Origin of the sequence: Chryseobacterium foetidum (assembly GCF_025457425.1) — a bacterium.
Classification (GTDB): Bacteria; Bacteroidota; Bacteroidia; order Flavobacteriales; family Weeksellaceae; genus Chryseobacterium; species Chryseobacterium foetidum.
On sequence record NZ_JAMXIA010000001.1, the window covers coordinates 2,752,793 to 2,765,360 of the forward strand.

Annotated in this window: 12 protein-coding genes; all 12 read right to left on the minus strand. The window is 37.0% G+C overall.

The annotated features are described in order from the left end of the window. On the minus strand, nucleotides 1-936 hold the full coding sequence (locus tag NG809_RS12860) for a hypothetical protein (RefSeq protein WP_262151241.1): 936 nt from the start codon (nucleotides 934-936) through the stop codon (nucleotides 1-3). A 273-nt stretch (nucleotides 937-1,209) separates the two neighbouring features. Further along, nucleotides 1,210-2,601, minus strand: coding sequence for an NADH-quinone oxidoreductase subunit N (locus tag NG809_RS12865; RefSeq protein ID WP_262151243.1), 1,392 nt, complete (start codon nucleotides 2,599-2,601; stop codon nucleotides 1,210-1,212). A gap of 112 nt (nucleotides 2,602-2,713) precedes the next feature. Then, nucleotides 2,714-4,207 carry a complex I subunit 4 family protein gene (locus NG809_RS12870; RefSeq protein WP_262151245.1) on the minus strand — a complete coding sequence of 498 codons (1,494 nt, stop codon included), beginning with the start codon at nucleotides 4,205-4,207 and terminating at the stop codon, nucleotides 2,714-2,716. Then, nucleotides 4,207-6,120 (minus strand): NADH-quinone oxidoreductase subunit L, encoded by a 1,914-nt coding sequence (nuoL, locus tag NG809_RS12875; protein WP_262151247.1) that lies wholly within the window; start codon nucleotides 6,118-6,120, stop codon nucleotides 4,207-4,209. The genes NG809_RS12870 and nuoL overlap by 1 nt, the downstream gene beginning before the upstream one ends. A 3-nt stretch (nucleotides 6,121-6,123) precedes the next feature. Continuing rightward, entirely contained in the window at nucleotides 6,124-6,453 is a 330-nt protein-coding gene (gene nuoK, locus NG809_RS12880; RefSeq protein WP_056034936.1) for an NADH-quinone oxidoreductase subunit NuoK, read from the minus strand. A gap of 4 nt (nucleotides 6,454-6,457) precedes the next feature. Beyond that, complete coding sequence (locus tag NG809_RS12885) at nucleotides 6,458-6,955, minus strand: NADH-quinone oxidoreductase subunit J family protein (protein WP_262151250.1); 498 nt, start codon at nucleotides 6,953-6,955, stop codon at nucleotides 6,458-6,460. Then, nucleotides 6,955-7,512, minus strand: coding sequence for a NuoI/complex I 23 kDa subunit family protein (locus NG809_RS12890; protein ID WP_056034942.1), 558 nt, complete (start codon nucleotides 7,510-7,512; stop codon nucleotides 6,955-6,957). The genes NG809_RS12885 and NG809_RS12890 overlap by 1 nt, the downstream gene beginning before the upstream one ends. Before the next feature lie 91 nt (nucleotides 7,513-7,603). Beyond that, nucleotides 7,604-7,993: a four helix bundle protein gene (locus tag NG809_RS12895; protein ID WP_262151254.1), complete on the minus strand. Its 390-nt coding sequence runs from the start codon at nucleotides 7,991-7,993 to the stop codon at nucleotides 7,604-7,606. Between the two features lie 80 nt (nucleotides 7,994-8,073). Then, nucleotides 8,074-9,135: an NADH-quinone oxidoreductase subunit NuoH gene (nuoH, locus tag NG809_RS12900; protein ID WP_262151256.1), complete on the minus strand. Its 1,062-nt coding sequence runs from the start codon at nucleotides 9,133-9,135 to the stop codon at nucleotides 8,074-8,076. Nucleotides 9,136-9,312: 177 nt separating this feature from the next. Next, nucleotides 9,313-10,311, minus strand: coding sequence for a 2Fe-2S iron-sulfur cluster-binding protein (locus NG809_RS12905; RefSeq protein WP_262151258.1), 999 nt, complete (start codon nucleotides 10,309-10,311; stop codon nucleotides 9,313-9,315). 30 nt (nucleotides 10,312-10,341) lie between these two features. Beyond that, the gene (locus NG809_RS12910; protein ID WP_396124917.1) at nucleotides 10,342-11,175 is read right to left on the minus strand and encodes a hypothetical protein; all 834 of its coding nucleotides are present in this window, start codon (nucleotides 11,173-11,175) and stop codon (nucleotides 10,342-10,344) included. Nucleotides 11,176-11,186: 11 nt separating this feature from the next. After that, nucleotides 11,187-12,542 (minus strand): NADH-quinone oxidoreductase subunit NuoF, encoded by a 1,356-nt coding sequence (nuoF, locus tag NG809_RS12915; RefSeq protein ID WP_262151261.1) that lies wholly within the window; start codon nucleotides 12,540-12,542, stop codon nucleotides 11,187-11,189. Nucleotides 12,543-12,568: the final 26 nt, after the last annotated feature.

Here is a 12,568-nt window from a genome sequence, read left to right on the forward strand (position 1 = left end):
CTATCGTTCAGTGGTGTTTGGTAGGCCTTCATCTTGTAGTTTTGTTAAATGTAATGTGTGTTTTTGAAATAAATCATTTTGATGCCATATATTTAAGGAAGTTCTTGCTTCATCAAGTTGCTTTGTTATTTTATCTGTAAAATATTTTATCTGAATTTCTGCATGAATGAAATCTTCAGGATTTTCATCTTCAATTCTAAATCCTTTTAAAAGTTCACGCAAACTGCAGGGATCTGAGATGATGCCGGTGACTGCTGTTTCAACAAAGTCTGGTATCTCATAGAAATTTTCAGTTTTGAAAGTAAATTCTAAGGGAAATGAGTTGATTTGGATAGATAATCTCTCCTTCCACGAAGATGTTTTGCTAAACCATTTCAAGTTTGGAAATAAAATGTGATATAGAAAACAAGATTTTAGTTTTTGCAGAAAATAATCTTCATCAGAAATGTTTTTTTCAAATAAATCAAGATAAGCTGTCGACAATTCTCCAATATAGAAGTCCTCAATTTCATTTCTCTTAGTTTTGAATTTTTTGACAATATGTTGATGATCAGAACAGGATTTAATAGTTCCGTTTTCTGCTAGTTGAAGTGAAACAGGATAAATACTTTTCATACATTCCAGTGACAGCGAAGATACTTTGTCATCAGAAATATTTTGGTTTTTTAAAAAGTTCGATAGGGTAGTTTCGACAATTGAAATACTATTTTCTTCCTGAATCTTTAGGTTAACATGGTAACTGAGTTTTAAATCTTCTTTTCCTGGTTGCTCAAAACTTTCTTCCGCAATATATCGCTTTGAATGAAAAGCAGGAAAATAATTTTCGGGAGGCAACATTTTTCTTTGTTGAACTTCCAATTCTTCTTTTGTAGAAAAATGGGTTGGAATTAAAATAAACTCAATTCCCATAAGATTGTTAACCCAAAGTTTAGACAAGTTTTCACAGTTTTGATTATGAAAATTTTTCAGGTTGATTGCAGAAATATTAATTCTTTTCGCAAGTGAAGCCAAAGTGTCAGTGAGACGAACTTTGTGCAAAATAAAATCCTGGGTTGTCATTTGTGTCTGTGTTTTTATTTACATAAAGCTAAGAAGTTTTGATATAATATTTTGTAGTAGTTCTACGACAAGTGAGATTAAAATTTCTTCCGCACAAAAAAACCTTCCAAAATAATTTGAAAGGTTAGTGTATATTTTAAATTTAATTTCTTATCCTGCGAATGCAAAAACTTTTGCAAACAAATCAGGGAAAACACCAAAGACAACGAGGGATGCAATTACAAAAACTGCTACGATGTTGTACGTGATAGTAGCTTTTTCTGCTGTTTTAAATGTTGTTTCTTTGAAGAAGAACATGGCAATAATTAATCTTAAATAATAAGCAATTGAAATCGCTGAACCTAAAACGGCTACCAATACAATTCCTACATTATCATCATTTCCTAAGGCCTGTGCAAACAATGAGAATTTACCCATGAAACCTGCAGTTAAAGGAATACCTGCCATTGAAAGCAAAGAGATAGCAGTTACTACTGCTAATAAAGGCTCAGATTTTGCCAAACCTTTGAACGCTTCGTAAGATGCTTCTCTCTTGATTTTTTCAACATAAATAAGGCACATGAAAACGCCTACTGTCGCCAATGAATAAGCAAATAAGTAGAAAGCCAACGTGTATGAAGACATGGCATTCATTCCGAAGAAAATCAGACCGATGTAACCTGCATGGGAAACGGAAGAGTAAGCCAACATTCTCTTGGCATTGGTTTGTGCGAGTCCCATTACGTTTGCCAAAAGCAAAGTGATGATAACAAAAACTCCTAAAATATCAATCCACTGCTCAGTAACACCTACGAAACCGATGCTCATCATTTTGAATAATGCAAAGAATCCTGAAATCTTAACCACACTTGCCATAAAAGCGGTGATCAAAGAGGGTGATCCATAATATACGTCAGGACTCCACATGTGGAAAGGTGCCAAAGCTACTTTGAAAGACATCGCACAAAGAATCATAATCACACCAATGGTAAACATGATGTTGCCAGGATGCGCAATACTGAAATCCTGAATATTCATAAGATCAAAACTTCCGGTGCTCCCGTAGATGAAAGCGATACCGAATAGAAGGAAACCTGTGGCAAATGCTCCCATCAGGAAATATTTTATTGAAGCTTCGTTTGATCTTAAATCTGTTTTGTTTGCCCCTGCCATTACGTATAACGGAATAGATAAGATTTCAATCCCGATAAATAATGTCACTAAATTCTGGAATCCAAAAATGGTAATCCCACCGCACAAAGCAAAAAGCATCAGTGCATAGAGTTCAGACTGGTGGCTTCTGTGATTGCTGAATGCAAAACCGCCTAGGAAAAACAGCAATAATGTGGTCACCAAAGATATTTTGGTAAACAATGCCGCGTTGTCGCTGTAGTTGTACATGGCTTTGTACTGATTCAGAAATTCTGCCTGTGGGAAAAAGCTTACTACCAAAGCGATCATAAGCCCCAGAATACCGATGTATCTTGCCAATTTTCCTTTTTCAAAAACTCCTGAAAACAGTGCTGCAACAGCCGTGAGGAAAACAATTATTAAAACACTCATAGTATGGATTTGAGATTTAAAATTTGAGATTTGAAATTAGTCTTATCTAAATTTTTCTGTTCTCTTATTTTTTAAATTATTTAATTAAAATTTATATCACTAAACCTTTTTCTTACGAAACCAAAGATTTGTAAATAAACTGTACGGAACTGCCTACCATATCGATAATTGGCTGAGGGAAAATTCCCATCACGATTACAAATACAGCGATACTAGCCAATACTGAAAACTCTACTGCCGAAAGATCTCTCGCCGTACTTAAAACAGCGTCGTCACCTTTCCCGAACATTGCTTTCCCGTAGAATCTTAAAAGATAAACAGCACAAAGAATAACAGTAAGTCCGGCAATAACTGTTGCCAAAACATTAAAACTGAAAATCGATTTAATCAAAATAAATTCTCCGATAAAACCATTCGTCAACGGAACCCCCATTGAACCTAAAATAATGATCAGGAAAAGAACCGCAAACTTAGGAGCAACTTTCGCCAGTCCACCCATTTGTCTGATGTCTCTTGATTTGAATCTTTTGTATAAAATATCACAACAGTAGAAAAGTCCGACAACGTTGATACCGTGAGCAAAAGTCTGTACCAAAGCTCCTTCAGCACCTTCGACATTGAAAGTTCCTCTTAAAGTAACAACAGCTGAAGCAAAGATTCCCGCTACCATCAAACCTACGTGAGAGAATGATGAATAAGCAATGATTCTTTTCATATCCGTCTGAATAATAGCAATCAAAGCACCGTGTACAATTCCTACAATCGCTAAAATAATAACAATCTGTCCGCTAATTCCTAAAATAGCAGATGGTGTTATCGGTAATAAATAACGAAGAACTCCGTAGATCGCCATTTTCAGCATGATACCTGATAAAAGCATCGATCCCTGAGTAGGAGAGTAGGTATATGTATCTGGTTGCCAAGTGTGGAAAGGGAAAACAGGAAGTTTCACTGCAAAAGCAAAGAAAATCATCCAGAAAACAACTACCTGCTGCGTGTCTCCCAAATTGGCATTGTATAAATCTGTAAGTGCAAATGAAGCAGAGTGAATTCCGACATAGATCAATCCTGCAAGCATAAATAAAGATCCTACGAAAGTATATACGAAGAATTTCGTTGTGAATTCAAATCTCTTGTTTTCCTGACCCCAAAGAGCAGCGATAAACCAGATCGGAATCAAAGTAACTTCCCAGAAAATATAGAATAACAATCCGTCTAAAGAAGTAAAAACTCCGATAAGACCAAACTGCATCAGTAAAATTAAACCATAGAAAGTATTTCTGTAGCTTACATTTTCATTAAAAGATGAAAGAATGATGATCGGCATCAAAATATTGGTAAGCAACAAAAGAAGCAAACTCATCCCGTCAATCCCGAAATGCAGCGTACTTTTGATAAACTGAGACCAAGGATAATTGATTTCGTACTGCAACACGCTGTCTACGGTAGGCGCAAAATCGAAATCCGCAGCCACGTAGAAAGTTAGAAGCATTTGTACAAGGGCAATCGCCAATGCTACATATTTGCTGGAAGCATTTTTCCACGTAAAGACTATTCCCGAACCTACAAGAGGTAAAAGTAATAATGTTAATAGTAAATAAGACATTATTGTAATATAAAGTTAACAATCAATATAATTCCCACAGCTAAAGACATGATGAGAATGTAGGTTTCTACATTTCCGTTCTGGATGCGCTTCATAGATCTTCCGCTGTCTTCAGCACCTTCGCCTACGAAATCTACGGCTTTATCTAAAACGTTTTTATCAAACATTTTTCCGCCACGTCCCAATCCTTCGACTGTTTTTACAATTAGAGCATTGTAAAGTTCGTCAACATATAATTTTCTCGCTGAAAGCTTTTCCCATCCGGTATACTGTTCTTCCGGCAAAGCCTGTTTCTTTTTGTTGACATAAATGTTTTTAACGATAAACCAAACCGTGAAGAACATTACAACTGTCGCTCCCAGAAGAATCATTTCTGTACCGAAAGGAACTCCTGACAAGGTCGCTTCCATTTGTTTGTAGCTTTCTTCTGTAAGCACAGGTTTCAGCCATTCCATTAATTTTGCATAATGACCGTGACCGATAAAGTGAGGGAGATTGATTAAACCACCCAAAACTGAGAATATTGCCAGAACGATCAACGGTAAAGTCATCGTAGACGGACTCTCATGTAAATGATGTTTCTGTTCTTCAGTACCTCTGAACTCTCCGTGGAAAGTCAGATAATAAAGTCTGAACATATATGCTGCGGTTGTTGCTGCCAAAATGAATAATAATACCCAATACATTGGATTTTTAGCAAAAGCTGCAACCAAAATTTCGTCTTTAGAAATCATCCCTGAAAGTAATGGAAATCCTGAGATGGCCAATGTTCCGATAAGGAATGTAAAGTGGGTAATTGGAATGTATTTTTTTAAACCTCCCATGAAACGCATATCCTGCTCGTTGCTCATTGCGTGAATTACAGAACCTGCTCCAAGGAACATCAAAGCTTTAAAGAAAGCATGTGTCATTACGTGGAACATCGCTGTTGTATAAGCTCCAAGACCTAAAGCAATAAACATAAAACCAAGCTGTGAAACTGTAGAATATGCCAATACTTTTTTGATGTCGTTTTGTCTCAATGCATAGAAACCAGCCAACGCTGCGGTTAAGAATCCGATGAATAGAATTCCACCCTGAACGGTTGGCGCTAGTGTGAATAAGAAGTTTGATCTTACCACCAAGTAAATACCTGCCGTTACCATCGTCGCTGCGTGAATCAAAGCAGAAACCGGCGTCGGACCTGCCATCGCATCAGGCAACCAAGTGTACAAAGGAACCTGAGCAGATTTACCTGTCGCTCCAATGAATAAACTTGCTGTGATAAAGATGATGATTGTTCCGTCCAGTTCAAACTGTCCGGCATTTTGTTTTATAGAAAGATAATCGATCGCGTTGGTCTGCGATGCAATCATAAAGATTCCAATTAATAAAGCAAGGTCACCGATTCTGTTCATGATAAAAGCTTTTCTTGCTGCTTTACCATATTCTTCGTTGGTGTACCAGAATCCGATCAACAGATATGAACAAAGTCCTACACCTTCCCATCCGATGAAAAGGATGAGGTAGTTGCTTCCCATTACCAAAAGTAACATGGAGAAGATGAAGAGATTTAAATAAGTAAAAAACTTATAGAAACCTTTATCATGACTCATATATCCGATAGAGTAGAGGTGAATCAGAGATCCGATTCCTGTAATGATCATCACCATCATCAAAGAAAGCTGATCGATAAGGAAACCGAAATTGATTTGAATTCCATTTACTCTGAACCATTCAAAAGCTGTAAAAACCTGTGGCTGGCTTTCAGAATCGAAATTTAAAAATAAATAAACGGCAATGGCAAAAGATCCGAAAACCATTGCTGTAGCCAAAGAACCAACAACTGTTTTAGGAAGGTTTTTCCCGAAAAGTCCGTTGATGAGAAACCCTAAAAGAGGTAAAAGTATTATCGCATACACTAAATTTTCCATTCTTTATCCTCTTAATTTATTAAATATACTTACATCTACAGAACGGGTGTTTCGGTAAAGCATCGCGATAATTGCAAGACCCACCGCAACTTCGGCAGCAGCTACCACCATGATAAAGAATACCAAAAGCTGTCCGTCGCTGTTTCCGTTATACGCTGAAAATGCAGCCAGTAAAAGGTTTACAGAATTTAGCATAAGCTCTACACAACCCAACATCACAATCGCATTTTTTCTTACCAATACGCCCAAAACTCCTAAGCTGAACAATACAGACGAAAGAATAATGAAGTACTCTAAGGGAATGCTTTGCATAAATGTATTTACTTCTCCCATAATTTTATAAATCTTTTTTACCGATTAACACCGCACCTACAATACCAGCCAAAATAAGGATGGATGCAAGCTCAAACGGCAAAACATATTCGTTAAATAAAAGTCTTCCCAGATTTTTTGTAAGACCAACACCTTTATCTACATTGGCAACAACCACGTGTTTCTGATCGATTCCTCTGAAAACACCTAAAATACCGATCAAAAGCAAACCTGCAGTAAAAACTCCGATGAATTTTAAAGTACCTGACTTCTTACTTTCGTCTTCTTTATTAAGATTAAGCATCATTAGTATATAAAGGAACAAAACCATGATCGCACCGGCGTAAACGATGATCTGGATAATTGCCAGAAACTGTGCATTCAAAAGAACGTACATTCCGGCGATGGAAAACATTGTAACAATTAATGACAGAATAGCATATAAAGGATTTTTCGCAAACACGAAATAAACCGCACTTGCCACTGCTAAAAACGCCACCAAGAAAAATAAAAACTGATCCATTATTTTACCGCATTTTTTTGTTTCTCGGACTGTCTTTCAGTAATATCAATCCTTTCATTTATTTTTTCCACCAATTTATCTTTACCGTAGATGAAAGAACCTCTGTTGGTTTCTACATCCACCAAACGGTCTGTAAGATAAATTGCAGATTTCGGACAAGCCTCTTCGCACATACCGCAGAAAATACATCTCAACATATTGATTTCATATACTGATGCATACTTTTCTTCTCTGTAAAGATCTTTTTCTTCTCTTGTTCTCTCAGCAGCAGTCATTGTAATTGCTTCAGCAGGACAAGCCACGGCACATAAACCACAGGCTGTACATCTTTCTCTGCCTTCCTCGTCTCTCTTCAAAACGTGCTGACCTCTCCAGATATCTGCTCTCGGTTTCTGTACTTCCGGATAAGAATAAACATTCGGAGCACGCTTTACAACGGTTCTCACAGCATGTTTAAGAGTAATCCCCATTCCTTTGAAAATCGCCGGAAGGTAGATTTTTTCAGCAAGGGTCATCTCTTTATTCGAAACAACTTTTGATCTGTTGGTTAATTTCATTATATGATTTGAAATTTGAAGTTTGAGATTTGAAATTTAATTCTGAACAGAATTTTCATAATCATAATTCTCAAACCTTTAATTATTAACTTTATCTTTTAAATTTATTCCCGTTATGTTCGGTACTCTTTAAATAATTTATAAATCCTGAAAGTTTTTTAGATAAAGATATTGTTTGCTCTTTTAAAAAGCTGAATGTCTCTTCTTCTAAATAATTTCTGTCGAAAGCTCTAATCAACTGCGAACGAACTTCGCCTGCTGAACCTTTTGACATGGTTAGAAAATTTATAAACTCTTTATTTCCTTCTCTTTCAAAACCTTCAGCAATATTATCCATTATAGATGCTGAAGCTCTGTCAATTTGATTTTTATCGTGATTTAAAAATTTCGGATTCAATAAACATTCTTTTTGAATCAACTTACAAAGACTTCTTGAACTTTGCCATATTTCTAAATCTTCAAAATTGCTAATCGTTGCCATTCTATTTGAAATTTATTTGTTTAAGATAGTGAAAATCTGTTTTACGAAACAATTTCAAATCTCAAACATCAAATCTCAAATTATTGAAAAGCTAAAATCACCGCTCCTGTAATCATTAAGTTTACCAATGCTAATGGAATTAAAGTTTTCCATCCTAAGTGCATCAATTGATCATATCTGAATCTTGGCAACGTCCATCTGATCCACATGAAGATCAAAATTCCGATTACTGTTTTCGTTAAAAAGGCTACGATGCTTAAAATCCCTGCGGCGTTTTCTCCCCAGTTTTGAGTTACCCACTCGATTCCCGGATAGTTGTAACCTCCAAAGAAAAGAACCACCATGAAAGCATTAGAAATAAACATATTCACGTATTCACCGAACATGTATAAACCCAGTTTCATTGAAGAATATTCGGTTGTATACCCAGTTACCAATTCAGATTCACATTCAGGTAAATCAAAAGGGTGACGGTTGGTTTCTGCCAAAGCTGCTACAAAGAAAATTAAGAAAGCTAAAGGTTGGTAGAAAATATTCCAGTTCATTCCGGAACCAATAGGGATAATTCCCCAAAGTTTGCCTTCAGTCTGATTTTCGGTAATTACCTTTAAATCTAAACTTCCTGTCATCATAATGATAGAAAGTAATGCAAGACCCATTGCCAATTCATAAGAAATCATCTGCGAAGAAGCACGGATTGCACCTAAAAGTGAATACTTGTTATTTGAAGCCCAACCTCCGATCATAATTCCGTAAACTCCAATGGAAGCCATACCGATGATGAAAAGTACCCCAACATCAATGTTAGCAACCTGAAGATCGTAAGAAACATCACCAATGTTCAACGTTTTTCCCCAGGGAATAACCGCTCCGGTAATCAATGAAATGAACATCACCAACGCAGGTCCCACTACGAAAAGAAACTTTTCAGCATTGGCAGGTGTAAAATCTTCTTTAAAGAAAAATTTACCACCATCCGCAAGAGGCTGCAGCAAACCGAATGGTCCGGATCTGTTTGGCCCGATTCTGTCCTGCATAATGGCTGCCACTTTTCTTTCTGCCCATGTAGAGTAGGCTGCAATCGTTAATGAAAGCAGGAAAAGTGCAAGTACAAGTATTAATTTAAATGTAATTAAATCCATTTTTTTTATTGTTTGAAGATGGAAGCTGGATGCTGGAAGTTTTGCAATTCGTCGCAGAGCTTATCATCATATAATCAAATTTTATTTTTTTAAATCTAAATGTTTGAATTTGAAAGATGCTTTTGTTTTTAAACAGTTAAAAAACTTCCATCATCCAGCTTCAAACTTCCAGCCTCATTATTTTTCGTCTTTTTCGCTGATTTCCTTCGCCATCGGATTGTCTAAAACTCTTAATTCGTCTTTAGGCTTCTCGTAATGGTTTAGTGAAATCACTGAGTGTCTGTCGATATGTCTTGGTCCTTCTATGTTCCAATCTGAAAGTGATTTTCTTTCGAAACGGCAAGTATCGCAGATAAATTCTTCAACTTCACCCCACTGGTCTTTTCTTGCAGTTACTCTTACAATTTCGTCACCTTTCATGTAAACCGTAGCTTTTCCTGAACATTTATCACATTTACAAGAAGCGTTCATAGGTTTTGTAAACCAAACTCTGCTTGCAAAACGTGCTGTTCTGTCAGTTAATGCTCCAACCGGGCAAACGTCGATTACGTTTCCGATGAAATCATTATCTAAAGCTTTGTTTAAATAAGTAGAAATTTCAGCGTGATCTCCTCTGAATAAAATTCCATGATCACGGTTTCCTGTCAGTTGATTGGCCGCCAAAACGCATCTTGCACACAAGATACAACGGTTCATATTTAATTTGATGTTCGGACCTAAATCGTCTGCATCATAAGTATTTCTTTCGAATTCAGTTCTGGTTTCAAGATTTCCGTGCTCGTAACCCAAATCCTGAAGATGACATTCTCCAGCCTGGTCACAGACCGGGCAATCTAATGGGTGATTCACCAACAAGAATTCAGTAACGGCTTTTCTACCTTCCTGAGCTTTTTCAGAAGAAAGGTTTTTCACTTCCATTCCGTCCATCACATTGGTTCTGCAGCTTGCTACCAATTTCGGCATAGGACGCGGATCTGCTTCTGAACCTTTGGAAACTTCCACCAAACAAGTTCTGCATCTTCCTCCACTGGTTTCCAGTTTGCTGTAGTAGCACATTGCCGGAGGAACAGATTTTCCACCGATTTGTCTTGCAGCTTCCAAAATAGAAGTACCAGGCAAAACTTCAGCAGTCTGTCCGTCTATCGTTATTTTGAATTTTTTAACCTCTTCGCTCATATTCTATGCTGTTAGCTATTAAGCTTTATTTTAATTATACTTTTTCGTATTAAATGTATATCCAATCCCAAAATTGAACTGTGCATATACAAAATCCTGAGAAGCCTTATCTGACTTATTATTCAGGGTAGTTTTTATATCCGGCATGTTGATATAACCTAATTTACCTTCTGCCTGCAACACAATATGTTTGATGGCAACCACAGAAACAGCAGCTCTGATATCAGTTCCAAAACCTGCCAGATGAAATCTGTCGCTCCGTTCATTTCCCATCAGACGAACATTTGATTTCGGCAATAAAGCTCCAATCCCTGCTCCATAACTCAGGAAAATATCAATATTTTTTCTGTCCAGGACATTATGATATTTTTGAGCCCCGATATTGATATAATTAAGACCATCGGTATGTTCAAACGTAAGAAAATCTTCTCCACGCAGATCTACCGTGCCGTTATTTACCATTCCTGCATATTTCGGATCATTAATGTGACCTTTAAAATCTACAGTCTGGTTTTGATCCATCACATATTTCATGTGATCCATTGCTAAAGTAATCCCGAGATTATCTTTTGCAAAATAGGTAATTCTATAGTTTACCTGAGGAATCGTAATTGATCCTGGATTAAAATACTTTCCCCAGGAAAATTCAGTCTGTCTGTCATTGGCTATCACATCATTCAATTGGAAATCATAACCATCACCTTTAAAATGAATGTCTGACCTGGAATATTTTGCATGATTCCATCCCCAAAACGCCATCACAGATCCTTTTTTAAAAGGATTAATATCTTTTTTTTCTGTAGTAACCTGTCCGAAAACAAAATTCGACAACAAAAGACCTACAGCAATTATCTTCTTCAAAATTTCAACCTCTGTTAATTACTTGCTGCAGCCGGAATTGGGTCTGCATAATTGGCCAAACCGTAGTTTTGTGTTAAGCACAATTCAGGATTTTTTACGTGCCATTCAAATTCATCTCTGAAATGACGAATTGCTGCGGCAACAGGCCAAGCTGCGGCATCACCCAAAGGACAAATGGTGTTTCCTTCGATTTTTCTCTGGATATCCCAAAGCAAATCGATGTCTTCCATTTTACCTTCTCCCTTCTCAATTTTCTTTAAAATCTTATACATCCATCCCGTTCCTTCACGGCAGGGAGTACACTGTCCGCAACTTTCGTGATTATAAAACCTTGCTAATGTCATGGTATGTTCTACGATACACTGGTCTTCATCCAAAACAATGAAACCTCCTGAACCCATCATTGTTCCGGTAGCAAAACCACCGTCAGCAAGAGATTCATAGTTCATGTATCTTGGTTCACCGTTTACCGTTTTCAGTAATAAATTTGCCGGAACAATCGGAACTGAACTTCCTCCAGGTATACACGCCTTCAGCTTTTTACCATTTGGAATTCCACCACAGTATTCGTCAGAATAAATGAATTCTTCAACCGTAATGGTCATGTCGATCTCGTAAACTCCAGGTTTATTGATATTTCCGCACGCAGAAATTAATTTTGTACCTGTAGATTTTCCAACACCGATTTTAGCATATTCAGCACCACCAATTTCAATAATTGGAACAACTGCTGCGATTGATTCAACGTTGTTGACAACCGTTGGTCTTTCCCAAAGTCCTTTTACAGCCGGGAAAGGTGGTTTTAATCTTGGGTTTCCTCTTTTTCCTTCAAGAGATTCAAGCAAAGCAGTTTCTTCGCCGCAGATATAAGCTCCACCACCTCTTTGAACATAAATTTCACAATCGAAACCTGTTCCTAAGATGTTTTTACCTAAAAATCCTGCAGCTTTAGCTTCTTCAATGGCTTCTTCCAAAATATCAGGAATCCATGAATATTCTCCACGAATGTAGATATAGGAAACATTTGAACCCAAAACGAAAGATGAAATCAACATTCCCTCAATCAAAAGATGAGGAATAAATTCCATTAAATATCTGTCTTTGAAAGTTCCCGGTTCAGATTCATCTGCATTTACAACCAGGTGTCTTGGAACTCCTTCCGGTTTCGCCAGAAAGCTCCACTTCATTCCCGTTGGGAAACCTGCACCACCACGACCACGAAGACCTGAAGTTTTTACTTCTTCAAGAATCTCTTCCGGTGTCATTTTAAAGGCTTTTTCTGCTGCTGTGTAACCTCCCTGTTTACGGTAAGTTTCAAAATAGCGGATGCCTTCTACGTGTGCGTCTTTAAGTAAAAGTTTTTTACTCATTTTTAATTATGCTTTTAGCAGTTAGC

Bases quoted from the DNA above. Each gene is read 5' to 3' on its own strand.
- nuoK (WP_056034936.1), bottom strand. From the start codon at position 6,453: ATGGGAGAAGTAAATACATTTATGCAAAGCATTCCCTTAGAGTACTTC.
- NG809_RS12895 (WP_262151254.1), bottom strand. From the start codon at position 7,993: ATGGCAACGATTAGCAATTTTGAAGATTTAGAAATATGGCAAAGTTCA.
- NG809_RS12885 (WP_262151250.1), bottom strand. From the start codon at position 6,955: ATGGATCAGTTTTTATTTTTCTTGGTGGCGTTTTTAGCAGTGGCAAGT.
- nuoH (WP_262151256.1), bottom strand. From the start codon at position 9,135: ATGGATTTAATTACATTTAAATTAATACTTGTACTTGCACTTTTCCTG.
- NG809_RS12865 (WP_262151243.1), bottom strand. From the start codon at position 2,601: ATGAGTGTTTTAATAATTGTTTTCCTCACGGCTGTTGCAGCACTGTTT.
- nuoF (WP_262151261.1), bottom strand. From the start codon at position 12,542: ATGAGTAAAAAACTTTTACTTAAAGACGCACACGTAGAAGGCATCCGC.
- NG809_RS12870 (WP_262151245.1), bottom strand. From the start codon at position 4,207: ATGTCTTATTTACTATTAACATTATTACTTTTACCTCTTGTAGGTTCG.
- NG809_RS12890 (WP_056034942.1), bottom strand. From the start codon at position 7,512: ATGAAATTAACCAACAGATCAAAAGTTGTTTCGAATAAAGAGATGACC.
- NG809_RS12905 (WP_262151258.1), bottom strand. From the start codon at position 10,311: ATGAGCGAAGAGGTTAAAAAATTCAAAATAACGATAGACGGACAGACT.
- nuoL (WP_262151247.1), bottom strand. From the start codon at position 6,120: ATGGAAAATTTAGTGTATGCGATAATACTTTTACCTCTTTTAGGGTTT.